At 32.3% G+C, this 22,829-nt stretch carries 23 protein-coding genes; 14 read left to right on the top strand and 9 right to left on the bottom strand.

What is annotated here, in order from left to right; all coding sequences use genetic code 11:
* Positions 1-36 precede the first annotated feature (36 nt).
* The 5 genes from AAFP94_RS02330 to AAFP94_RS02310 all read left to right on the top strand — a co-directional run bounded on the left by AAFP94_RS02330 (position 37) and on the right by AAFP94_RS02310 (position 5,672).
* A complete protein-coding gene (locus tag AAFP94_RS02330; protein ID WP_316660746.1) occupies positions 37-963 on the top strand; it encodes a ketopantoate reductase family protein in 927 nt (308 codons plus the stop codon).
* 140 nt (positions 964-1,103) lie between these two features.
* Entirely contained in the window at positions 1,104-4,085 is a 2,982-nt protein-coding gene (locus tag AAFP94_RS02325; RefSeq protein ID WP_316660747.1) for a leucine--tRNA ligase, read from the top strand.
* A gap of 122 nt (positions 4,086-4,207) precedes the next feature.
* Positions 4,208-4,477 carry a SemiSWEET family sugar transporter gene (locus tag AAFP94_RS02320; RefSeq protein ID WP_316660748.1) on the top strand — a complete coding sequence of 90 codons (270 nt, stop codon included), beginning with the start codon at positions 4,208-4,210 and terminating at the stop codon, positions 4,475-4,477.
* A gap of 162 nt (positions 4,478-4,639) precedes the next feature.
* The gene (locus tag AAFP94_RS02315) at positions 4,640-4,903 is read left to right on the top strand and encodes a SemiSWEET family sugar transporter (protein ID WP_316660749.1); all 264 of its coding nucleotides are present in this window, start codon (positions 4,640-4,642) and stop codon (positions 4,901-4,903) included.
* A gap of 76 nt (positions 4,904-4,979) precedes the next feature.
* Complete coding sequence (locus AAFP94_RS02310; RefSeq protein ID WP_316660750.1) at positions 4,980-5,672, top strand: zinc metallopeptidase; 693 nt, start codon at positions 4,980-4,982, stop codon at positions 5,670-5,672.
* Between the two features lie 47 nt (positions 5,673-5,719).
* Here AAFP94_RS02310 and AAFP94_RS02305 read toward each other — a convergent pair whose 3' ends face one another.
* Both AAFP94_RS02305 and AAFP94_RS02300 read right to left on the bottom strand, forming a co-directional pair.
* Positions 5,720-6,190 (bottom strand): Lrp/AsnC ligand binding domain-containing protein, encoded by a 471-nt coding sequence (locus tag AAFP94_RS02305; RefSeq protein ID WP_316660751.1) that lies wholly within the window; start codon positions 6,188-6,190, stop codon positions 5,720-5,722.
* A 63-nt stretch (positions 6,191-6,253) separates the two neighbouring features.
* Positions 6,254-7,618, bottom strand: a complete 1,365-nt coding sequence (locus tag AAFP94_RS02300) for a saccharopine dehydrogenase family protein (RefSeq protein ID WP_316660752.1) — start codon at positions 7,616-7,618, stop codon at positions 6,254-6,256.
* A gap of 78 nt (positions 7,619-7,696) precedes the next feature.
* Between AAFP94_RS02300 and AAFP94_RS02295 the strand changes: the two genes are divergently transcribed.
* The 3 genes from AAFP94_RS02295 to AAFP94_RS02285 all read left to right on the top strand — a co-directional run bounded on the left by AAFP94_RS02295 (position 7,697) and on the right by AAFP94_RS02285 (position 10,848).
* Positions 7,697-8,089 carry a DUF423 domain-containing protein gene (locus AAFP94_RS02295; RefSeq protein WP_316660753.1) on the top strand — a complete coding sequence of 131 codons (393 nt, stop codon included), beginning with the start codon at positions 7,697-7,699 and terminating at the stop codon, positions 8,087-8,089.
* Between the two features lie 64 nt (positions 8,090-8,153).
* A complete protein-coding gene (pckA, locus tag AAFP94_RS02290; RefSeq protein ID WP_316660754.1) occupies positions 8,154-9,770 on the top strand; it encodes a phosphoenolpyruvate carboxykinase (ATP) in 1,617 nt (538 codons plus the stop codon).
* A gap of 124 nt (positions 9,771-9,894) precedes the next feature.
* A complete protein-coding gene (locus AAFP94_RS02285) occupies positions 9,895-10,848 on the top strand; it encodes a T9SS type A sorting domain-containing protein (RefSeq protein ID WP_316660755.1) in 954 nt (317 codons plus the stop codon).
* 81 nt (positions 10,849-10,929) lie between these two features.
* On the opposite strand, the gene AAFP94_RS02280 is transcribed toward AAFP94_RS02285, so the two are convergent.
* The gene (locus tag AAFP94_RS02280) at positions 10,930-11,679 is read right to left on the bottom strand and encodes a uroporphyrinogen-III synthase (RefSeq protein WP_316660756.1); all 750 of its coding nucleotides are present in this window, start codon (positions 11,677-11,679) and stop codon (positions 10,930-10,932) included.
* Positions 11,680-11,702: 23 nt separating this feature from the next.
* On the bottom strand, positions 11,703-12,350 hold the full coding sequence (locus tag AAFP94_RS02275) for a DUF4271 domain-containing protein (protein WP_316660757.1): 648 nt from the start codon (positions 12,348-12,350) through the stop codon (positions 11,703-11,705).
* 107 nt (positions 12,351-12,457) lie between these two features.
* Here AAFP94_RS02275 and AAFP94_RS02270 point away from each other — a divergent pair, with 107 nt between their 5' ends.
* From AAFP94_RS02270 to AAFP94_RS02260, 3 genes are read left to right on the top strand one after another with little or no spacing between them, the layout of a single operon-like run.
* Positions 12,458-13,177 (top strand): polyprenol monophosphomannose synthase, encoded by a 720-nt coding sequence (locus tag AAFP94_RS02270; protein ID WP_316660758.1) that lies wholly within the window; start codon positions 12,458-12,460, stop codon positions 13,175-13,177.
* Between the two features lie 4 nt (positions 13,178-13,181).
* On the top strand, positions 13,182-14,528 hold the full coding sequence (locus AAFP94_RS02265) for a dihydroorotase (protein WP_316660759.1): 1,347 nt from the start codon (positions 13,182-13,184) through the stop codon (positions 14,526-14,528).
* Positions 14,525-15,001, top strand: coding sequence for a DUF4296 domain-containing protein (locus tag AAFP94_RS02260; protein WP_316660760.1), 477 nt, complete (start codon positions 14,525-14,527; stop codon positions 14,999-15,001). The genes AAFP94_RS02265 and AAFP94_RS02260 overlap by 4 nt, the downstream gene beginning before the upstream one ends.
* Here AAFP94_RS02260 and AAFP94_RS02255 read toward each other — a convergent pair.
* On the bottom strand, positions 14,964-15,971 hold the full coding sequence (locus AAFP94_RS02255) for an NAD-dependent epimerase/dehydratase family protein (RefSeq protein WP_316660761.1): 1,008 nt from the start codon (positions 15,969-15,971) through the stop codon (positions 14,964-14,966). The two genes, AAFP94_RS02260 and AAFP94_RS02255, sit on opposite strands and share 38 nt — an antisense overlap.
* Before the next feature lie 88 nt (positions 15,972-16,059).
* Between AAFP94_RS02255 and tyrS the strand changes: the two genes are divergently transcribed.
* A complete protein-coding gene (gene tyrS, locus AAFP94_RS02250) occupies positions 16,060-17,355 on the top strand; it encodes a tyrosine--tRNA ligase (RefSeq protein WP_316660763.1) in 1,296 nt (431 codons plus the stop codon).
* Between the two features lie 101 nt (positions 17,356-17,456).
* Here tyrS and AAFP94_RS02245 read toward each other — a convergent pair whose 3' ends face one another.
* The 3 genes from AAFP94_RS02245 to AAFP94_RS02235 all read right to left on the bottom strand — a co-directional run bounded on the left by AAFP94_RS02245 (position 17,457) and on the right by AAFP94_RS02235 (position 19,863).
* Entirely contained in the window at positions 17,457-18,437 is a 981-nt protein-coding gene (locus AAFP94_RS02245) for a LuxE/PaaK family acyltransferase (RefSeq protein WP_316660764.1), read from the bottom strand.
* Between the two features lie 70 nt (positions 18,438-18,507).
* Positions 18,508-19,422 (bottom strand): T9SS type A sorting domain-containing protein, encoded by a 915-nt coding sequence (locus AAFP94_RS02240; RefSeq protein ID WP_316660765.1) that lies wholly within the window; start codon positions 19,420-19,422, stop codon positions 18,508-18,510.
* A gap of 108 nt (positions 19,423-19,530) precedes the next feature.
* On the bottom strand, positions 19,531-19,863 hold the full coding sequence (locus AAFP94_RS02235) for a T9SS type A sorting domain-containing protein (RefSeq protein ID WP_316660766.1): 333 nt from the start codon (positions 19,861-19,863) through the stop codon (positions 19,531-19,533).
* Between the two features lie 201 nt (positions 19,864-20,064).
* On the opposite strand from AAFP94_RS02235, the gene AAFP94_RS02230 reads away from it, so the two are divergent.
* Together AAFP94_RS02230 and AAFP94_RS02225 are read left to right on the top strand one after the other, a co-directional pair.
* Complete coding sequence (locus tag AAFP94_RS02230) at positions 20,065-20,748, top strand: response regulator transcription factor (RefSeq protein WP_316660767.1); 684 nt, start codon at positions 20,065-20,067, stop codon at positions 20,746-20,748.
* Positions 20,748-21,791: a sensor histidine kinase gene (locus AAFP94_RS02225; RefSeq protein WP_316660768.1), complete on the top strand. Its 1,044-nt coding sequence runs from the start codon at positions 20,748-20,750 to the stop codon at positions 21,789-21,791. Before AAFP94_RS02230 ends, AAFP94_RS02225 begins: the two co-directional genes overlap by 1 nt.
* Here AAFP94_RS02225 and AAFP94_RS02220 read toward each other — a convergent pair.
* Entirely contained in the window at positions 21,774-22,826 is a 1,053-nt protein-coding gene (locus AAFP94_RS02220; RefSeq protein ID WP_316660769.1) for a glycosyltransferase family protein, read from the bottom strand. The genes AAFP94_RS02225 and AAFP94_RS02220 overlap by 18 nt on opposite strands.
* Between the last annotated feature and the right edge of the window lie 3 nt (positions 22,827-22,829).

Raw genomic sequence — 22,829 nt, 5'->3', positions numbered from 1 at the left:
GTATCTTTAATCTTAAATTTATAATAACTCAAACATATGAACATTGTTGTATTTGGCACTGGAGGTGTTGGAGGATATTTTGGAGGGAAATTAGCAAAAGCTGGTTTTGATGTCACATTTATTGCACGAGGAAAACATCTTGAAGCTATTAAAAATAAAGGACTTCAGGTGAAAAGTAATTATGGATATTTTACAGTTAATCCAAAAGTAACAGATGATGTTTCACAAATAAAAAATCCAGATTTAATTATTCTTGGTGTTAAATCCTGGCAAGTTATTGATGTTGCAAAGCAGATAAAACCCATTCTTCATGAAAATACGATTGTATTACCACTTCAAAATGGAGCAGATAATGCAGACAAGTTACGCTCTGTTCTAGATACTAAACACGTTCTTGCAGGATTATGTAAAATTGTAAGTAAAGTTGAATCTTACGGAGTCATCAATCATTTTGCGTTTAATCCTGAAATTGTTTTCGGCGAGTATGATAATTCAAAAACAGAACGTGTAAAAAACATAAAAACCATTTTTGATAAAGCAGGGTTTAACAATACCATTTCAGACAATATCCATCTTGATATTTGGAAGAAATTCTTGTTCATTGCAACAGTAAGTGGTATAGGAGCCATGACTAGAGTTGTTTTTGGAGAATTTCGTGAAGATGAAGATATAAGGCAAATGCTGTATCAAACCGCAAAAGAAATTGTAGCTATTGCAAATGCGAAAGGCATTGCGTTAGAAAATTCAGATGTAGAAATGGTAATGGGTGTTATTGACAATCTAGATTATCATACTACAGCCTCAATGCAACGTGATATTATGGAAAGCAAACCAAGTGAACTTGAGAATTTCAATGGCTATATTTCAAGAATGGGAAATGAGCTTCACATTTCCACACCAATAAATAGTTTTACCTATCATTGCTTATTGCCACAAGAAAAGAAAGCAAGAAAGGAACTTTAAAGGTTTTATAGTCTTACAATAAAGCTTAAATTTGCTAATCAATTTGTCATTCCGAGCGAAGCGTGGGAATCTCTCAATAAAGAAACAGATTGCTACAGCAATCAAGTTGCTTCGCAATGACTTTAGATTTTAAAAATTAAATGAAATACCATTTCAACGAGATAGAGAAAAAGTGGCAAGATTACTGGGCAAAAAACCAGACTTTTAAAGCTGAAAACCAAAGTGACAAACCAAAATATTATGTTCTGGACATGTTCCCATATCCAAGTGGTGCAGGGTTACATGTTGGGCATCCGCTAGGTTATATTGCCAGTGATATTTATGCGCGTTACAAACGTCATAAAGGATTCAATGTATTGCATCCTCAAGGTTATGATAGTTTTGGTTTGCCTGCTGAACAATATGCCATTCAAACGGGACAGCACCCTGCAATTACTACCGAAGAAAATATTAAAACCTATCGTCGTCAGTTAGATCAGATTGGTTTTTCTTTTGATTGGTCGCGTGAAGTTAGAACTAGTGATCCAAAATATTACAAATGGACGCAATGGATTTTCATTAAATTGTTTGAGTCTTATTATTGTAAAGATTCAAATCAAGCAAGACCTATTTCCGAATTAATTACAGTTTTTAATCAAGAAGGAAATTTAAGAATTAATGCAGCTTGTGATGAAGATGTTACTTTTTTCTCGGCAGGCGAATGGAAGGTTTTTTCTTTTAAAACTCAACAGGAAATTCTATTAAAATACAGGCTAACCTATTTAGCAGAAACCGAAGTAAATTGGTGTCCGGCTTTAGGAACAGTTTTAGCCAATGACGAAATAGTCAATGGTGTTTCAGAACGCGGCGGTCATCCAGTAGTGAGAAAGAAAATGACGCAATGGAGTATGCGAATTTCTGCCTATGCTGAACGTTTACTTCAAGGTTTAGAAACTATTGATTGGACAGATTCGCTTAAAGAAAGTCAGCGTAACTGGATTGGAAAATCGGTTGGTGCTTCTGTTACTTTTAAAGTTAAAAATCATGATGAGGTTATTGACGTCTTTACAACCAGACCAGATACCATTTTCGGAGCAAGTTTTATGACCTTGGCTCCGGAGCATGAATTGGTTTCAAAAATCACAACTCCAGAACAAAAAGCTGAAGTAGAAGCCTATATTGAAGCCACCGCAAAACGAAGCGAGCGTGATAGAATGGCAGATGTAAAAACCATCACCGGTGCGTTTACAGGAGCTTATGCAGACCATCCGTTTACCAAAGAACCTATTCCAATCTGGATTGGTGATTATGTATTGGCAGGCTACGGTACAGGTGCAGTCATGTCTGTACCTTGTGGAGATCAACGCGATTTCGATTTCGCGAAACATTTTAATATTCCGATTCCTAATATTTTTGAAGGTGTTGATATTAGTGAAGAAGCCTTTACTGATAAAGAAAAAACCATTATTGCCAATAGTGATTTTTTAAATGGCCTGAACTATAAAGAAGCCACCAAAAAGATCATCGAGGAATTAGAAAAGATTGGTCAAGGTCAAGGTAAGACCAATTACCGTTTACGTGATGCTGTATTTAGCAGACAACGTTATTGGGGCGAACCTTTTCCAGTGTATTATGTGAATGGTATGCCACAAATGATTGATGAAAAGTACTTGCCAATTACATTGCCAGAAGTTGAGAAATATCTACCAACTGAAACTGGCGAGCCACCTTTAGGTAATGCCACAGTTTGGGCTTGGGATGCTCAAAGACATATTGTTGTGAATAATAGTGACATTGACCATAAAACCATTTTCCCATTAGAGTTAAATACCATGCCAGGTTGGGCAGGAAGTAGCCAATACTTTAATCGGTATATGGATCCACATAACGATAATGAAATTTTCTCACAGGAAGCCATTAATTATTGGCAGCAAGTGGACTTGTACATTGGAGGAAGTGAGCATGCGACGGGACATTTGCTGTATTCTCGTTTTTGGCAAAAGTTTATGTTTGATTTGGGTTTAGTACCACATGACGAATATGCCAAAAAGCTGATTAATCAAGGGATGATTTTGGGCACCAGTGCATTTGTTAGAAGAATAGATAGCTTTATGTTTGAAAAAGGAAAACAAGGAGTTACTGATTTTCATACAGGAGGATATAATGTTGAAACAAATATTTTAGTTTCAAATGGATTGGCTCAAAATCAAACATTCTTAAAGGATTTATTAATAAAAATTAAACCTGAAGGTGAAATAGCTCTCAAAGCTTACAATAAGATAATTAGTGACATTGAAGAATATTCTATTAGTATTCGGCAAGGTATTCATGCAGATGTTTCTTTTGTCAATTCTTCAGATGAACTAGATATTGAAACTTTTAAAAACTGGAGACCAGAATTTAAAGACGCAGAATTTATTTGTGAAGAAGATGGAACTTTTAAAGTGAAGCGTGATGTAGAAAAAATGTCCAAATCCAAATATAATGTGGTAAATCCAGACAACATCTGTCACGACTATGGTGCAGACAGTTTACGTTTGTATGAGATGTTTTTGGGGCCTTTAGAGCAATACAAGCCTTGGAATACTGCTGGAATTACAGGCGTACACAGTTTTCTTAAAAAACTCTGGAAATTGTATTTTGATGACAAAGGTTTAAAAGTGACTGACACAAAACCATCAAGCGATAGTTTGAAAACGCTTCATAAAACCATAAAAAAGGTAGAAGAAGACATTGAGAATTTCTCTTTCAATACATCAGTTTCAACTTTTATGATAGCAGTAAATGAATTGACTGCTCAAAAGTGTACTAGTAAAGCCATTTTGGAGCCTTTGTTGATTCTTATTTCTCCTTATGCACCGCATATTGCAGAAGAACTCTGGGAAGCTTTAGGACATAATGAGAGTATTTCTACAGCAGATTTTCCAGTTTTTGACGAACAATACTTGGTGGAAAGCACCAAAAATTATCCTATTTCGTTTAATGGAAAAATGCGTTTTACGTTAGAATTACCTTTAGATTTAAGCAAAGAAGACATAGAAAAAGCTGTTCTAGAATATGAGAAAACCCAAGATCAATTGCAAGGAAGAACACCTAAAAAAGTGATTGTGGTTCCAGGTAAAATAGTCAATATTGTAGGCTAATGTCATTACGAGGAGCATAGCGACGTGGTAATTTTTTTAATTGAATTTTGATTAAGTTAGATATTGAGCAGATTGCCACAACTTTTTATCAAAAGTTTCGCAATGACAAATAATATAAGTTAATGTTTCAAATAGACTATATTGAAATCATAGGATTAATAGCAGCTACTTGTACAACTGCTGCTTTTTTGCCTCAAGTTTATAAAACCTGGAAAACTAAAGATGTGGCAGGCTTATCGCTTCCAATGGTTTTAATGCTTTTTATTGGAGTTGCGCTTTGGTTGCTTTATGGGTTCTTAATGAAAAGTATTTCCATAATCATAGCCAATAGCATTACTATTATTTCTATATTTTTATTGGTCTATTTCAAGATTAAGCATCATAAAAAATAGATCATCTTGTTGTTAATTAACATTAAAAACTATGTTAATTTATCATTAAGGTTAATATAGTAAACAAACTCATCAATTTTAACTACTTTTTATTTCTAAAGTCTTCTCAATTTTGCTGCGAAATTTCAAAGTGAGATTTACCCAAATTAAAATTGAAATAAAATGAAATTAAGTATAGAAATAATAGGATTTATTGCAGCTATTTTAACAACGTCTGCATTTATTCCTCAAGTATATAAAACAAGAAAGACCAGATCTGTAGAAAACTTATCGTTATCTATGTATTTAGTCATGCTAACAGGTGTGATTTTATGGCTCATTTATGGTATATATATTGAAAGTTATTCCATTATTGTGGCCAATCTGTTTACAGCATGTTTAATTGTTTTATTGCTGAATTATAAAATTAGGTTTTCAAGGCAATAACTGACAAAATTACACACTGAAAAATTGGCTTATTTTTTGATACAATTAGAGTATATTTATAAAAATTTAAAAAAACATGTTAGGATATTATATATTAATTGGTGCAATAGCACTAGTAAGTTGGTTAGTAAGTAGTCAATTAAAAAGAAAGTTTGCTAAATACTCAAAAATACGTTTGCGTAACGGTATGAGCGGAGCAGAAATAGCTGAAAAAATGTTAGCAGATCATGGCATTACAGATGTAAAAGTGGTTTCGACTGCAGGAAGCTTAACAGACCATTATAACCCAAAAAGCAAAACAGTTAATTTAAGTGAATCTGTGTATAGTGAGCGAAATGCAGCTGCTGCTGCTGTGGCAGCACACGAGTGTGGTCATGCTGTGCAACATGCTCAAGCATATAGCTGGTTACAAATGCGTTCTACTTTAGTTCCTGTTGTAAGTGTGTCTTCAGGTATGTCGCAATGGTTAATCATTGGAGGCTTGATTTTAGGAGCGGCGGCAGGAATGGGAATTGGTTACTGGGTTGCAGTGGCAGGATTAGCTATGATGGGTATGGCAACTTTGTTTAGCTTCATCACACTTCCTGTTGAATATGATGCAAGTAACAGAGCATTAGCTTGGCTAAAAAATAAGCACATGTTATCTCAAGAAGAATTTACTGGATCTGAAGATGCTTTAAAGTGGGCAGCCAGAACCTATTTGGTCGCAGCTATTGGTGCATTAGCTTCGTTAGTATATTGGGCATTACAGATTTTAGGAAGAGATTAATAACTGAAAACATAAAACTAAAAAGCGTCTTATTTAAGACGCTTTTTTTATATCGCAATTTGTCTATCTATTTGTTGTTGCAGTGAAATGAAAGTTTCTGTACGAGACACACCAGGAATAGATTGGATTTCTTTATTAAGTAAGTACATTAAATGTGAATTATCTTTACAAAGAATCTTTATGAATATACTCCAATTTCCTGTAGTGTAATGACATTCTAAAACTTCAGGAATTTTCTTTAACTGTTTTACCGCTTCTGGGTTGCTAACCGCTTTATCTAAATAAATACCAATAAATGCCATGGTTGTATAACCCAAAACTTGGGCATCAATAATAAATTTAGAACCAGAAATTAGTTTAGATTTTTCCAGCTTTCTTAATCGTTGGTGAATAGCAGCTCCAGAAATACCAACGTTTCTGGCAATTTCCAGAATTGGCGTTCTGGCATCTTCCATAAGAGCACGAAGAATTTGTTTGTCTATACCATCAATTTGAATATTTTGATTTACAACTTTCATTATGTTTATATTTTCGATATGAAATATAAAATTAATGAAATGATTTAGAATTGTAAGGAGATGTTATAGATTTAATGGATTATAGCCTAAATATTTTACTTCCTTTTCATTGAAAACAATATCAAAACTCTCAAGTTCTTTTAATATTGGCTCATAAACTTCTTTTTTAATTGGAATTTGAACACCAGGTGTTGTAATCGTACCATTTAATATGGCAAGTGTTGCCATGGCTACAGGCAAGCCAACTGTTTTTGCCATGGCTGTATAGGTCTGATCTTCACCTGTTACAACCATAGTGGCATCAATTTGATGTTTTTTGCCTGCTAGCTCGTAACCAAATTTATGATACATTACAATCATATCTTTATCATCGTCTGACAAGGTCCAACTATCCATTAAGATTTTCTGAAGAATTTGTGCTGGAGTTGCCTTTTTGAGATTTACTTTTTTCTCTGGATTAAAAATATCTAATTCTTCAAGCTTATCCCAAACAATATCGTCCTGATCTATTTTTAATTGATGTCTGAACTTTAGCTCAACAGAATCTGTAGGACTATAAGGCAAAAATGCATTAACAAAATCACGATAACTCATGTTCTCACTATCGTCAATGGTATAGCTATCGTCTGTCATTCCTAATTGTACAAAAATATTCCAGGCCCTACTAAAACCTACTCGACGCATAGTGCCCCGATATAAAGTTTTTGTATTATCTAAACCATAGGCACTTTGGTATTTTAAAGAATCTCGATTGGCATAGGCTTCAAACCGACCATAACCATCAATATCAAGAAATTCTGTTCGCCTAAATAATCTATCATATGGAATGTATTTATAAGCACCTTCTTGTAAAAATTTTGCGGCACCACCTTGTCCAGCAATCACTACATTTCTTGGGTTCCATGTAAACTTATAATTCCAAAGATTGTTGTCACTTTCTGGAGCAACCAAACCACCGGTAAAAGATTCAAACAAAATTATCTTTCCACCTTGATCACGGATTCTTTCTATAACTTGCATGGCACTCATGTGATCAATACCAGGATCTACTCCAATCTCGTTCATAAAGATTAGCCCTTTTTCCTTTGCAGATACATTCAACTGCTGCATTTCTTGACTTACATACGATGCAGTAACCATATGTTTCCCATACAAAATACAATCTTTGGCAACCTCTATATGAAACCTTGCTGGAAGCATTGAGACAATGATATCAGTATTTTTAATAGCTTCTTCGCGAGAATTCTTATCAAAAACATCCAGTACAATTGCAGTGGCATTTTTGTGGTTACCAATTATTTTTTTTGCATTAGAAATATTGACATCACCAATAATAATTTGTAATTGTTCTGATTCAGATTTGTCTAAAAAATATTTGATTAGATAAGATGAAGATTTTCCAGAACCTATTACTAATATCTTTCGCATAGTGAAATTTGTTGACTAATTTTGTTTAACGAATGTAATAAAATGAAACTGTTTTAAAAATCCAAAATAGAATTTTATATGAACAAAAAAATATTGATTGCGGGAGCCATTTTCGGAGTTTTAGCTGTTGCATTAGGTGCCTTTGGAGCTCATGGACTTAAAGGCCTTATATCTCTTGAAGCACAACAAACTTTTGAAACTGGAGTAAGATACCAAATGTATCATGCCATATTGTTATTGATTGTAGGACAAACATCATATTTAAGTAATAGATCCAAAAATAGTACGTACTACTTTTTAGTTTTTGGGATGGTGTTTTTTTCAGGTTCAATTTATGCATTGGCTACTAATGATCTTACTAGTTTCGATTTTAAAACCATTGCTTTATTAACGCCTTTGGGTGGTTTGTTGCTAATTGCTTCTTGGCTTATTATGCTATTCAATTTTTTCAAAATTAAACAAGATAAATAGGAAGTTTTAACAGCTACTTTAAAATAATATTTTAATTTTGCTCCGTAAACAAAACAACAAAATTATGGTGGATTACACCCAAACCACGAAAACGATTTCGTTAGATAAACACGGAATTAAAAATGCTAAAATTCATTATCAATTATCGCCAAATCAATTGCATGATATAACCATAGAAAAAAAACAAGGAGTTCAAGTGTCTTCTGGAGCTCTTGCTGTCAATACAGGTGAATTTACAGGGCGGTCACCTAAAGACAGGTTTATTGTAAAAGATGAAATAACTAAAGATAGGGTTTGGTGGGGAAATATAAATATTCCTTTTGAGCCAGACACATTTGATAAATTGCATGATAAAGTTGTAAATTACCTTTCTGAAAAAGAAATTTTTGTAAGAGATTGCTATGCATGCGCTGATGAAAACTATAAATTAAATATTAGGGTTATTAATGAGTACCCTTGGAGTAACATGTTTGCTAATAACATGTTTTTAAGACCAAATGAATCTGAATTGGAAACATTTTCTCCAGAATGGAATGTAATCAACGCACCTGGATTTATTGCAGATCCAGAAGAAGATGGAACTCGACAACATAATTTTGCCATTTTAAATTTTACAAAGAAAATTGCTTTAATAGGAGGAACAGGCTATACAGGAGAAATTAAAAAAGGAATATTTTCAGCCCTTAATTTCATACTTCCAGTATTTAAAAACACGTTACCAATGCATTGTAGTGCTAATATTGGTGAAGATGGAGATACTGCCATTTTCTTTGGATTGTCAGGTACCGGAAAAACAACCTTGTCAGCAGACCCAAATCGTCGTTTAATTGGAGACGATGAGCATGGATGGACCAACGAGAATACGGTTTTTAATTTTGAAGGAGGTTGCTATGCCAAAGTTATAAATCTATCAGAAGAAAATGAACCAGATATTTTTAATGCTATCAAATCTGGAGCAATACTTGAGAATGTGATTTTAGATAAAAATGGAGAAGTTAATTTTGAAGACACTTCTATTACACAAAATACACGGGTAAGTTATCCAATAGATCATATAGATAATATTCAAGTTCCTTCAATTGGGAAGAATCCTAAAAATATATTTTTTTTAACAGCTGATGCTTTTGGGGTTTTACCTCCAATATCTAAATTAACGCCTGCACAAGCTGCTTATCATTTTATTTCTGGTTATACTGCAAAAGTAGCAGGAACAGAAGCTGGTGTCAAAGAACCGCAACCTTCTTTTTCCGCTTGCTTTGGTGCACCATTTATGCCTTTGCACCCAGCAAAATATGCTGAAATGTTAAGCAAAAAAATGAAAGAAGCTGGAGTAAATGTATGGTTGGTTAATACTGGTTGGACAGGAGGACCTTATGGGATAGGCACACGAATGAAATTAAAATACACTCGAGCCATGATTAATGCTGTACTTAACGGTGATTTAGGACTATACGACTATGACCATTATCATATACATTCTGTTTTTGGTGTTGCACAGCCAAGAACGTGCCCTGGTGTACCAACAAGTGTTTTAAGTCCAAGGGCGACTTGGAATGATGATCAAGCATACTATAAGACTGCATTTAAACTGTCCAATGCCTTTAGAGAAAACTTTAAAAAATTTGAATCTTATGCAAGTGAGGAGATAAGAAGGGGTGGCCCACAGAGGTATGCTTTTTAGATAATGTACTAATTTTTTTCATAAATAGCTGAACTGCAATATTATTGGCTGAAATACACATATTTTTTTTGTTTGAAGCATAGGAAATTGTTAAGTTTAGTCCTTAATTAAAAATCCTAAACACATGAAAAAAATTACTTACTTATTGGCTTTTTTTTTAGTAGCCCAAACCTCACTTTTTGCACAATATACTGCAGTACCAGATGCAACTTTTGAAGCAGCATTATCATTCTATGATGATATTCCTGCGGATGGACAAGTTCCTACAGCTTCAATGGAAGCGGAAACAGGTACTTTAGGGCTAGGAGCTGCTGGAATTTCCGATTTTACAGGAATTGAAGCGTTCATAAATGCTACAGGATTGAACCTAAACTATAATAATATGACAACACTAGATTTGTCAACAAATTTGGCCGTTCAAACATTAACGCTTGAAGGATGTGCTAACTTAACTTCAGTTACAATGCCTAGTGTTGGTAGTCAATTAACTAGTTTTTCTGCACCTGACGCTGCATTATCTGCTATAGATTTATCGAATAATTTACTTTTGACAACCTTAAATATTCATGCCAACCAATTAACAGAATTGGATTTATCATTGAATACTGCTTTAACAAGTGTTGTTTGTACTAACCAAGGATCTGCAACATCACTTACAAGTTTAGACATGAGAAACGGCACCAATGCTACAGTATATGTAGATTCTGACAGTAACAATAATTTGACCTGTATTTTTGTTGATGACTCTTCCGAACCTAATTTAGCAACTTGGTCTATTGATTTGAATAGTAATTTTGTAGAGAACCAAGGAGAGTGTGACCTTTTAGGAACAGACGATAAGACATTAACTGCTTTTAGTATGTATCCTAATCCAGCAAGAAGCTCTTTTTCAATTCTATCTAAAACACAATCTTCTATATTGGACGTTTATAGTATTACTGGAAAGTTGGTTTTAACAAAAGAACTAGCCTTTGGAGAAAATGAAGTTGGTATTACATCATTATCATCTGGAGTTTACTTGGCTAGATTTACTTCTGAAAACAGATCTGAAACTAAAAAACTAATCGTTGTTAATTAACATTAGAAAAGAATAAATAAAAAGGCGTCACTAACAAGTGACGCCTTTTTATTTATGTGCTGTTCAGCTAATATAGATAGGTTATTTCTTTTTGTTTACTTTTTCTATGTACTTCTCTAAAGCCATAGTCATAGAAGGTGTTTCAGGTGTTGGAGCAGCAATATCTACTCTTAAACCATGTTGTTCAACAGCTTTAATTGTAGTATCCCCAAATACCGCAATACGGGTATTATTTTGTTTAAAATCTGGAAAGTTTTTAAATAAAGATTCTATACCTGAAGGGCTAAAGAAAACCAATACATCGTAATAAACATCTGCCAAATCAGACAAATTACTAATTACCGTTCTATAAAAAATAGCTTCTTTCCACTTTACACCTAAACCATTTAAAGTCTCAGGAACTTCGGGTTTCAGCTTATCTGTTGTTGGTAATAAAAAAGATTCGTCTTTATACTTTTTAATTAGTGGAGAAAGATCCTGAAATGTTCTTTTACCAACATATATCTTTCTTTTTCTATACACCACATATTTTTGAAGATAGAAGGCAACTGCTTCAGATTGACAAAAATATTTCATAGTGTCAGGAACCTTAAAGCGCATTTCTTCAGCCACCCTAAAAAAATGATCTACAGCATTTCTACTAGTCAAAATAATTGCTGTGAAGTTATTCAGGTCAACCTTTTGATGCCTGATGTCTTTTGCAGACACGCCTTCTACATGTATAAAAGGTCTGAAATCTATTTTAACTTTTTGCTTTTCTTGGAGATCAAAATAAGGTGAATTCTCTATTTTAGGTTCTGGTTGAGATACTAAAATTGTTTTTACTTTCATAGACAGATTAGTATTTTACGGCTTTAATTGGCACTTATTACTTTGTATAAAACAAGGTAAGGCGCGATTTCAAGTGCGCAAAGATACAAAATAAAATAAAATAAGTTATTTTTTATTAAACTTTGATATGACTTAATTGAGGTAATTAAGCCCATAATGCTGATGCAAAACAAAATTCCGATGACAATGAAAACAACAATTTTATTCGCATTAAAGCTATAAATTAAAAGTGCATTAATTGGAATTAAGATGATGCCTATAAAATTCTTATAGCTAATTTTTTGAAATAAATATTGATCAATTATTGAATCCATATCAAAAAGGCTTCCAACTAGGCGTTCAATAAGAACTTTTATTAATATAAAAATACCAAGTCCAAAAATTAGCTTTAATAATAATCCTGTAGAAGGGTTTATATTTTCGACTAAATTTTGATATACTAAAAAAATAAAAACAGTAATCGATATTATAAGATTCACAAACAATAAAGCATCAAACATATCGAGAAATTTTTGTTCTCTAGAATAAATTTTAAGGTATTTAGAGTTTCCTAAAACAAGTACAAACTCATCAAATCTTTTAGGAGATAATAGTTTTGCAGATGCAATAAAAAATAATCCTAAAATGATTAAAACGGTAAATATCTCATTTGAAGCAATATCTCGAAGCATGCCTTAAAATTATTATAATTTTTCATACAAAACTGTATAATTATTAAGTAATATTTAAAATAAAGAATCTTTTAAAAAGTTTACATTTGCTAAAAATAACAGATTTTATGGTTAGAGGGATTGTTGTCATTCCTACATATAATGAGATTGAAAATATTGAATCTATAATTCGTGCTGTATTTTCACAGTCCATTGTTTTCCATATTTTGGTGGTTGATGACAATTCACCAGATTTAACTGCATTTAAAGTAAAAGAGCTACAAAAAGAATTTTCTGACCAACTTTTTTTGTTGTCAAGAAAAGAAAAATCGGGATTAGGTACTGCCTATATTAACGGTTTCAAATGGTGCCTTGAGAAAGATTATCAATACATTTTTGAAATGGATGCTGATTTTTCTCATGATCCAAAGGATTTAATCAAGCTTTATGAGGAGTGTCATATTCATGGAGCAGATGTGGCCATTGGGTCTCGCTATATCAAAGGAGTTAATGTAGTAAACTGGCCTTTAAGCAGAGTTATATTATCTTATTGTGCCTCTATTTATGTACGTGTAATTACAGGGATGAAAATCCGCGATACGACTGCTGGGTTTATATGCTACAAACGGAAAGTATTAGAAGTTCTAGATTTAGATGCAATTAAGTTTGTTGGCTATGCGTTTCAAATAGAAATGAAATTTAAATCATATCTGAAAAAATTTAAAATAGTAGAAGTGCCAGTTATTTTTACAGATAGAGTCAAAGGCGAATCCAAATTAAGTTCTGGTATAATTTCTGAAGCTGTTTTTGGGGTTATTTCATTAAAGTTAAAAAGCTTATTTAAATAATAATATGCAACACAAAATAACACTTATTAAAAATGCCAACATAGTAAATGAGGGTAAAATTTTTAATGGAGATATTTTAATAGATGGTGACTACATTAAAGAGGTTGATAATTCTATTAGCGCTAAATCGTCAGACATTAATATTATAGATGCGGAAGGAAAGTACCTATTACCTGGAATTATTGATGACCAGGTTCATTTCAGAGAACCAGGTTTAACTCAAAAAGCAACCATTCAAACAGAATCTATAGCGGCTATAGCAGGAGGCATTACCTCTTTTATAGAAATGCCTAATACCAATCCGCAAACAACAACTATCGAGAAATTAAACGAAAAATTTGATATTGCGTCAAAGACTTCTTTTGCTAATTACTCATTTATGTTTGGCGGCACCAATGATAATTTGGATGAAATTTTAAAAGTAGATCCTAAACAAGTCGCTGCTCTAAAATTATTTTTAGGCTCATCTACCGGTAATATGCTGGTTGATGATCCACAAATTTTAGAAAAGATATTTTCAAATACGAAATTATTAATTGCTGTTCATTGTGAAGACGAAACAACCATAAAAACCAATCTAGAAAGGTATAAAAAAGAATATGGAGACAATATTCCAATTAAATACCATCCTATAATTAGAAGTGAAGAAGCCTGCTACCTTTCTTCCTCAAAAGCTATTGAGCTTGCTAAAAAAACAGGAGCAAGATTGCATGTATTTCATCTTTCAACAGGAAAAGAAACGAGTTTATTCAGTAACAAAATTCCATTAAAAGATAAAAAAATTACTGCCGAAGTTTGCATACATCATTTGTGGTTTTCTGATGAAGATTATGAAAAAAAAGGCACTTTAATTAAATGGAATCCAGCGGTTAAAACATCTAAAGACAGAGACCTGCTATGGAAAGCGCTTTTAGATGATAGAATTGATGTTATTGCTACAGATCATGCGCCTCATACATTATCTGAAAAGAACAACGCTTATACAAGTGCACCTTCAGGTGGACCTTTAGTACAACACGCACTTCCTGCAATGCTCGAAATGTATAACAAAGGGAAGATAAATCTTATAAAGATAGTTGAAAAAATGTGCCATAATCCAGCAATTCTATTTCAAATCGAGAAAAGAGGTTTTATAAGAGAAGGGTATTTTGCCGATTTGGTTTTGGTAGATTTAGTTAGTCCTTGGACAGTAAATAAAGAAAACATTTTGTACAAATGTAAGTGGTCTCCTTTTGAAGGAACTTCTTTCAAATCAAGGATTACACATACCTTTGTAAATGGAGGGCTAGCTTATAACAACTTTAAATTTAGCGAGAAGAAATATGCTAAACAATTAACGTTTAATAGATGAAACAATTATTAGTATTTTTCATTTGTCTTGTTCTGGTATCATGTCATGATATTGAAAGACCAGAAAAACCAAAAGATTTACTTTCAAAAGATAGAATGGTTGAGGTTATTATAGACATGACATTATTGACCTCTGCTAAAGGATCTAACAAGTTTGAGTTACAGGAAAATGGTATTATTCCCAAAGAATATATATTAGAAAAACATCGTGTAGATAGCATAAGATTTGCAAAGAGTAATGAGTATTACAGTTATGATGTAGAGGTTTATGAAGCTATTTATCAAAGAGTACATGATAGTCTGGAGAAGCTTAAAACAAAATTTACAAGATTAGACGAAGAAGAAAGATACAGTAGGAAAAAGGAAGATTCTATTAAAAAAACAAGTGTTCTGAATGGTATTAAAGTAAAAAATGAACTAATAAAGGATAGTCTTACTAAACCTCTTTCAAAAATACCTGACTCACTTCGCTAATACTTTTATCGATAGGTTTAAAAGAATAATTAATCGAACTTTTGATTTTTTGATTATTATATTTTTTTTTGGTCATTAAAGCTTTTACCAATTGTCTAGTTAACCGCCTTCTTCTACCTTTAAGTTTATGTATAAGCCAATCAAGCCTCCAACTTATTTGAAGCTGCCATTTTTTGGCTTCGTTATAAGGTTTTTTAACATAAAGAGCTTCTGCAACGGTTTGTAAAAACTTTTTGTAGGTCCAGTTTTCAGCAATTAATATAAATCGCTCATTTCTAATATTACTTTCAATTAGGTTAATCATAATATTCACGACGTCTTCAATATCAATTAATCCTATGGTACCATTAGTATAATATGGATTGCCTTTATATACTCTGTTAAAGATACTACCACTTCCATAACTCCAAATACCAGCACCTAAAACAACACCCGGATTTACAATAACTACATCCAATCCTTCTTGCGAACCTCTCCAAACCTCCATTTCTGCACCATATTTTGTTATGGCATATACACTGTTATCTGCTTCTTTATTCCATTCAGATTTTTCAGATATTTCACCATTTTTATTAGCTTCTCCAACTGCTGCTATAGAACTCACATAGCATAGTTTTTTAATACCATTGGCAACACATAAGTTTACAATATTGGCTGTGCCTTCAATATTGGTTTGTCTTAAAAGATGGTATTTGTCTGGTTCAAAAGAAACAAATGCAGCACAATGATAAACATGTGTCACATCTTTAAAGGCATCAGTAAGCGATGGAATATTCAAAAGGTCTGATTTGATCCATTCAATTTTTTCGAAAGCTGTTTTATAGTTTTCAGTATAATAGGAGAACACTTTTTCAACAATTTTTAGTTTTTTTTCAGTTCTGTAGATGGCTTTAACTTGCTCATTGTTTTTAATGAGCTTGTAAAGCAAATGAGAACCAATTAAACCAGTGCCTCCTGTAACTAATACCATATGGCTAATGTAAAGAATTATGTATTAAAGGTTAGTAATTATGCATTGATTTTTATCTTTGCCACATGTTACCATAAATTATTTTTAAATGATAAAGAATTTTGTAGAAGAGTTAAGTTGGAGAGGTATGATACACGATGTTATGCCAGGAGCGGAGGAACATTTATTAGAAGACATGCGAAGTGCTTACATTGGCTTCGACCCAACAGCAGATTCTTTACATATAGGTAATTTGGTACCCATAATGCTTTTAGCACACTATCAACGTTGCGGTCATAAACCGGTTGCATTGGTTGGCGGAGCTACTGGAATGATTGGCGATCCTTCCGGGAAATCCAATGAGCGTAATTTGTTGGACGAAAATACTTTAAGACATAATGAAAATGCTATAAAATATCAATTGGCTCATTTTCTCGACTTTGAAAGCAAAGCTCCTAATGCTGCAATTTTGGTCAACAATTATGATTGGATGAAAAAGTTTTCATTCCTTGATTTTATTCGTGATGTAGGTAAACACATTACTGTAAATTACATGATGTCTAAAGATTCTGTAAAGAATAGAATTTCTTCAGAATCTACAGAAGGGATGAGTTTCACAGAATTCACGTATCAATTAGTTCAGGGTTATGATTTTCTACATTTGTTTAGAGAGAAAAACTGTACTATACAAATGGGTGGAAGTGACCAATGGGGAAATATTACAACTGGAACAGAATTAATTAGAAGAATTGCTGGTGGGAAAGGCTACGCCATTACGTGTCCATTAATTACAAAATCAGACGGCTCAAAATTTGGTAAAAGCGAAGGTGGTAATGTGTGGTTAGATGCTAAAAGAACGTCACCTTATAAGTTTTATCAATATTGGTTGAATTCAAGTGATGAGGATGCTGAAAAATATATAAAAATATTCACGTTTTTAAATAAAGAGGAGATCGATGTTTTGGTAAATGAACACAAAGAAACACCGCATTTAAGAGTTTTACAAAAACGTTTAGCTGAAGAAATTACCAGTATGGTGCATTCTACAGAAGACTTGGAGAATGCAATAAAAGCAAGCTCTATACTTTTTGGAAAATCTACAAGTGACGATTTAAAACAATTGGATGAACAAACATTTTTAGATGTTTTTGATGGTGTTCCTAGTTCAGAAATTAATTCTATCGATATTGACAATGGCCTAGATATAGTTTCTGCATTAGTAGAAAAAGGAAGATTTTTAAAATCTAATGGTGAAGCAAGAAGAGCGCTAAAAGAAAACTCTATTTCAGTAAATAAAGAAAAGGTTAATGACAATTACACATTGTCTAAAGACGACCTTATTAACAATAAGTTTGTGTTACTTCAGCGCGGAAAGAAAAATTACTTTATTTTAACTTTAAAATAAGAAAAGCCTGATTTTTCAATCAGGCTTAAAACTAACCAACCAACTAGAAAATCAATCTTTCTTATTCTAGCTGCTTTGTTTGTCGTTGTTTTTTGAAAACCTTACAATACCATTAAGTTACAGCCACGTATGTCTGAAGTATCATACCTGCCAATAATTTCAAATGAGTTATCATGATAAACTTTACCTAAATCTTGAGTTGCTATAAATGAACAGGAATTAATATTTGCCAAATCTATGATATTAATACCACCAGTTTTTCCTATGCCTTGAAGAGTAAAAGCGTCTTCAGTATCTCGTACTAAAATTCGTAACCAATTGGCACATCTAAATATACCATTACCTTTAGAATATGCCTGACTTAAAAGTTCTGTCATACCATATTCGCTATGTATATATTTTACACCGAATCCTTCTTTTAATATTTGATGAAGTTCTTCTCTTACAAGCTCTTTGCGTCTGCCTTTCATGCCGCCAGTTTCCATGACAACAGTATTCTTTAAACTGAAACGATAATTTTCTACTAAATCTAAAAGCGCAAAAGACACCCCTATGAGCAATACTTTTTTTCCTTGTTTATCAAGAGAAATTAAATTGGTCTTCAACTCTGATAAGTTGTTTAAGTAAAATCCACTTTCTTTATGTCTCGACTGTTTTATTAAATCATTCACCATAAAGATCAATGAAGAGCCTTCACGTTCCAAATAAGAAGGTAATAAAGCCAGAACAACATAATCTTTGATGTCACCATAAAAAAATTCAAACCCTTTTGTATAGCTGGTTTTATAGATTTCTAGATCTGAAATATAATGTTTGCCGGTCATGCTTCCAGTTGTTCCAGAACTACTAAAGGTTGTTACTATTTTTTTTTGGGAGCTAACAATTTTGTGAGTTTTAAAAAATTCAATTGGTAAAAAAGGGATATCACAAATAGTTTTAACTTCACTGGGATGTTTGTACAATAAATCGCAAAACGACCTGTAAACTTTATTATTTTCAAACTGATATTTAAAAATTTCCAAAGCTTTAGTTTCAAACTCCAGATCTGTTTTTATATTGAAAATGTCATCACTTTGTATCATCCAGACAAAAGTATATAAAATAAAAAAGCGTTGCTATTTGCAACGCTTTTAAACTACATAATAAAAAACTTTATTTAATAACTAGTTTTTTAGTAACCGTAGCCTCGTCTTGAGATACTTTCATAATATATAATCCCGTATTTAAACTAGACACGCCTAATTTACCATCAGTTACAGAACTCTTAATGACTTGTTTTCCTAAAACATCGTAAACAGCAACATCAAAAGCATTTCCATTTCTACTCTTAAGATTCACATAACCTAAAGAAGTTGGGTTAGGGTATAGACTGAAGCCTTCAATTTGATTGTCCTTTGTTGAAGCTGTAAAATTTGAAGGATTTACAGATCCATAAGTTGGACCTACAGTAGGATCAATGTCAAAGTCTCCAGTACTAATTTCACTTCCTGCTGAGGCAGCAAATACTCCAACATGCTCACCAGCACCACCAAAATCTACCGTTACAGTTTGATACCAATCTCCAGATGTACCATCTCTAAATACTAATAAAGGCTCAAATTCACCATTGTATAAAATGTCAGTTCCTCCTAAACTAGCACCATACATAGTAGCATCATCAGCAAAAGCATCAGATACACCAACTGCGTCCAATATAGTTCCGAATGTTGAAGTATCTAAAGTGCCATCATCAGCTGGATCAATATCAGTAGAAGTTGTACCTGTAAAATTATCTGTTAATACAACAGTAAATGATGGATTTTCAAGATCTGGGACCATTACAACAGCGCGTCCATTTGCATCGAAATTTCCAGTAACATTTGTAGCTCTATCAACAAGTCCGTTATAGCCATCATTTTCAATACTTAAAATCCATAAATCAAATGCAGCAGTTGCAGTACCTGTTAACTCAAACGTAGTGTCAGGTGGATCACCGCCTGCAGGATTAGGTTCAAATTCACTAATCATTTGACCAAATGACAAAGAAGTAATTAAAAATGTAAGAAATAAAAAGTAAAGTTTTTTCATAATTGTAAGGATTAATTTAATTAAGACAATAAATATAAACAGAATTTATACTTTAAACCAAAAAAAGCGACTTTTAAGTCGCTTTTTTACAATTATATAATGTTGTGTTTATTTAATCACCAATTTTCTTGTTGTACTAATATTATTTTCAGTAATCTTTAACAGGTAAACTCCAGAGTGCAATTTCGAGACATTTAATTCTTTGCTAAACAATGTAGTTTTATAAATACTTTTACCCAAAACATTGAAGATTTCAACTTCCTTGTTTAGATTTTGCTTGGTAGTAATATATAGCTTTCCATGGCTAACAGGATTCGGATAAATAGTTAGCCCTTCTATATTGTTTGAATCATTATTCTGAAAACCTGATTGACCATGACTTTGGTTTGAAACCAGAAAAAGTAAAACGAATAACAATAAGAATATGTAGTTTTTTTTCATAAATTTAAAATTGTACTCGCATTAGTACTAGTAAATATAATTAAAGTGTCGCAAAAGCCATACCAAATTGATGTTAAAAATTCACACTTTTTGTTTAACAGTTAATAATTTGTAATTTAAATGTTACCTAAATGTTATTTGTTATATTAAAATTATAAATCAAGGTTATTAACTTTATCTTTACTTTTTTAAATTCAAATAATGAGTAAAAGAGACATTAAGATTCTATTGGTTGATGATGAGCCAGATATTTTAGAGATAGTTGGATACAATTTATCTTTAGAAGGCTATCAAATAATTACAGCTACAAATGGTGTTGAGGCTGTTAAAAAAGCTAAAAAAGAGAAACCGCAGTTAATTATCCTTGATGTTATGATGCCTGAGATGGATGGCATTGAAGCCTGTGAACATATTAGGAATATTCCAGATCTTAAAGAGACTATAATTACATTCCTAACGGCTAGAAGTGAAGATTATTCTCAAGTTGCTGGATTTGATGCCGGAGCAGATGATTATATAACAAAACCCATAAAACCTAAAGTTTTAGTGAGCAAAGTTAAGGCCTTGTTGAGAAGACTAAAAGAAGAAGAAGTAAGCGAAAGTATTGTAAAAATAGGGCAATTAATTATAGACCATGAGGCTTACAAGGTCATTTTAAAAGGAAAAGAAATTGTGTTACCACGAAAAGAATTTGAATTATTATCTCTTTTGTCTTCTAAGCCTGGAAAAGTATTTAAACGTGACGAAATATTAGATAAAGTTTGGGGAAATGAAGTGGTTGTCGGAGGCAGAACTATAGATGTTCATATAAGAAAGTTAAGAGAAAAGATTGGAGACGACTCTTTTAAAACAGTTAAAGGAGTTGGATATAAGTTTGTTAGTTAATGTCAGAGAACTTTAAAAAGTCATATAAATTTGCCTTTAAATCATCGTTATTTATTACCATATTTTTAACGCTCTTCACGAGTGTTTTTTTATACGTCTTTTACACCTTCAATTTTTGGCTACTATTATTATTTGCAGTAGTTTGCTATCTCTTCAGCTTTATTATTATTCAATATCGTGTTGAACAGTTTATCTATAAACGCGTAAAAAAAATATATGACGATTTAACTTTGCTTGAGTCAAGCACTTTTACCAAAAGTCAGATTACTACAGATATGAAGACTTTAACGCAGGATATTGACAATTTTGCCAAAAACAAAAAGCTAGAAATAGAAGCCCTTAAGATTAGAGAGGAATATAGAAAGGAATTTATTGGTAATATATCTCACGAATTAAAAACACCGCTATTTACTGTACAAGGTTACATATCTACGCTTATTGATGGCGCTGTTAAAGATAAAAACATAAGAAGCAAATATTTAAGAAGAGCAGACAAAGGAGTAGAACGCCTTATCTATATTGTTAAAGATTTAGACATGATTACACAATTAGAATCAGGTACTTTAAGATTAGATATTGAATCTTTTGATATTGTACAATTAGTTCAAAATGTATTTGACCTTTTAGAGATGAAAGCTGCAAAGAAAAAAATCACTTTGACTTTTGATATGGATTATAAAAAACCCATAATGGTAAATGGTGATAAAGAAAGATTACAACAAGTGCTTTCTAATTTAATTGTGAACTCTATAAAATATGGGCACGAAAGAGGAACTACAGAAGTAAGTATTGAGAATCTTATAAAAAATAAAGTAATCGTTAGAGTTACCGATAATGGAGAAGGTATTGCCAAAGAACATTTGCCGAGATTGTTCGAACGCTTTTATAGAGTAGATAAAAGTGGTTCAAGAAAAGAAGGAGGATCGGGTTTAGGTTTGGCCATTGTGAAACATATTATTGAGGCTCATGATGAGAAAATTTATATAGAAAGTGAGCTTGGTATTGGTAGTGAATTTTCGTTTACTCTAGAAAAGGCTGAATAATTCTTTAAAATCGACCTTGTTTCCAACGTTTATTAGACCTTTATAATAACTTACTTCTTCCAGTTTTTTATTATTAAAATCTTCTTGTTTACAATATGGCGCCAATTTCAGATCCTGTAAATATGAAGCTAAATATTCTTGTTCGTATTGTCCAGGTGTTGGAATAAAAAAGGCTTTTTTACGCAGTTTTGCCAAATCCATAATGGTTGAGTAGCCAGAACGAGCAATAACCAATTTGCTTTGGTTAATAGTTTTTTCAAGGTCCTTGGTTTCCATAAAATTGCAAATGGTGAATTGACCTTCCTCATTTAAAACCTGATGGTCATCAACTACACCTTTTACAAATAGTATTTTTCCATCAAAACTATTAAGTTCTTTCATTAATTTATCTTCAAGTAAAGTACGCTGTGGTTCAGGTCCAGACAATAAAACCATTATATCATAAACAGAATTTAAGCTTTCTTTTTTCATCCTGCATAAAGGTCCAATATATTTGAGTTTAGTTTTAAGATTAGAGTCATTTATATGCCCTAAAGAACCGCTTAAATTAAAACTTTTTTTAAAATCTGGAACCCAGCATTCATCAAATTGTTTAATGACGTATTGATGAATTTTTGTAGTTAACCAAGTTGTTTTACCACTTAAAACATGAAGTTGATGTGTTATATAAACCGATGGTATTTTTGAACTATAAACTCCCAATCTATTATCGGAAATAATTCCGTTTATATGATGTTCTTCAATAATGTCATTTACTAAATTGTTTTCTTTTTTTATGGCTTTAAGTAGTTGTGGAAATTGTTTTATTAATTTTAATTTAAAACATTTCTCGTTTTCTGAATATGAAATATTGTAAGAAGGTAACTCAAGGCATTTTAATTCTGGAAATTCTTTTTTTAGTAATAACAAAGCCATACCATCACTAGCTATTATGGGCTCAAAATTATTGTCTATCAATGCATTGATTATTGGAATGCATCGTGTGGCATGACCTAATCCCCAATTTAATGGAGCAACTAAAATTCGCTTATTCATCTA

The organism is Gilvirhabdus luticola (genome assembly GCF_040117515.1).
GTDB lineage: Bacteria > Bacteroidota > Bacteroidia > Flavobacteriales > Flavobacteriaceae > Gilvirhabdus > Gilvirhabdus luticola.
This window is presented reverse-complemented; position numbering and strand designations above follow the sequence as displayed.

Bases quoted from the DNA above. Each gene is read 5' to 3' on its own strand.
- AAFP94_RS02330 (WP_316660746.1), top strand. From the start codon at position 37: ATGAACATTGTTGTATTTGGCACTGGAGGTGTTGGAGGATATTTTGGA.
- AAFP94_RS02325 (WP_316660747.1), top strand. From the start codon at position 1,104: ATGAAATACCATTTCAACGAGATAGAGAAAAAGTGGCAAGATTACTGG.
- AAFP94_RS02320 (WP_316660748.1), top strand. From the start codon at position 4,208: ATGTTTCAAATAGACTATATTGAAATCATAGGATTAATAGCAGCTACT.
- AAFP94_RS02315 (WP_316660749.1), top strand. From the start codon at position 4,640: ATGAAATTAAGTATAGAAATAATAGGATTTATTGCAGCTATTTTAACA.
- AAFP94_RS02310 (WP_316660750.1), top strand. From the start codon at position 4,980: ATGTTAGGATATTATATATTAATTGGTGCAATAGCACTAGTAAGTTGG.
- AAFP94_RS02305 (WP_316660751.1), bottom strand. From the start codon at position 6,190: ATGAAAGTTGTAAATCAAAATATTCAAATTGATGGTATAGACAAACAA.
- AAFP94_RS02300 (WP_316660752.1), bottom strand. From the start codon at position 7,618: ATGCGAAAGATATTAGTAATAGGTTCTGGAAAATCTTCATCTTATCTA.
- AAFP94_RS02295 (WP_316660753.1), top strand. From the start codon at position 7,697: ATGAACAAAAAAATATTGATTGCGGGAGCCATTTTCGGAGTTTTAGCT.
- pckA (WP_316660754.1), top strand. From the start codon at position 8,154: ATGGTGGATTACACCCAAACCACGAAAACGATTTCGTTAGATAAACAC.
- AAFP94_RS02285 (WP_316660755.1), top strand. From the start codon at position 9,895: ATGAAAAAAATTACTTACTTATTGGCTTTTTTTTTAGTAGCCCAAACC.
- AAFP94_RS02280 (WP_316660756.1), bottom strand. From the start codon at position 11,679: ATGAAAGTAAAAACAATTTTAGTATCTCAACCAGAACCTAAAATAGAG.
- AAFP94_RS02275 (WP_316660757.1), bottom strand. From the start codon at position 12,350: ATGCTTCGAGATATTGCTTCAAATGAGATATTTACCGTTTTAATCATT.
- AAFP94_RS02270 (WP_316660758.1), top strand. From the start codon at position 12,458: ATGGTTAGAGGGATTGTTGTCATTCCTACATATAATGAGATTGAAAAT.
- AAFP94_RS02265 (WP_316660759.1), top strand. From the start codon at position 13,182: ATGCAACACAAAATAACACTTATTAAAAATGCCAACATAGTAAATGAG.
- AAFP94_RS02260 (WP_316660760.1), top strand. From the start codon at position 14,525: ATGAAACAATTATTAGTATTTTTCATTTGTCTTGTTCTGGTATCATGT.
- AAFP94_RS02255 (WP_316660761.1), bottom strand. From the start codon at position 15,971: ATGGTATTAGTTACAGGAGGCACTGGTTTAATTGGTTCTCATTTGCTT.
- tyrS (WP_316660763.1), top strand. From the start codon at position 16,060: ATGATAAAGAATTTTGTAGAAGAGTTAAGTTGGAGAGGTATGATACAC.
- AAFP94_RS02245 (WP_316660764.1), bottom strand. From the start codon at position 18,437: ATGATACAAAGTGATGACATTTTCAATATAAAAACAGATCTGGAGTTT.
- AAFP94_RS02240 (WP_316660765.1), bottom strand. From the start codon at position 19,422: ATGAAAAAACTTTACTTTTTATTTCTTACATTTTTAATTACTTCTTTG.
- AAFP94_RS02235 (WP_316660766.1), bottom strand. From the start codon at position 19,863: ATGAAAAAAAACTACATATTCTTATTGTTATTCGTTTTACTTTTTCTG.
- AAFP94_RS02230 (WP_316660767.1), top strand. From the start codon at position 20,065: ATGAGTAAAAGAGACATTAAGATTCTATTGGTTGATGATGAGCCAGAT.
- AAFP94_RS02225 (WP_316660768.1), top strand. From the start codon at position 20,748: ATGTCAGAGAACTTTAAAAAGTCATATAAATTTGCCTTTAAATCATCG.
- AAFP94_RS02220 (WP_316660769.1), bottom strand. From the start codon at position 22,826: ATGAATAAGCGAATTTTAGTTGCTCCATTAAATTGGGGATTAGGTCAT.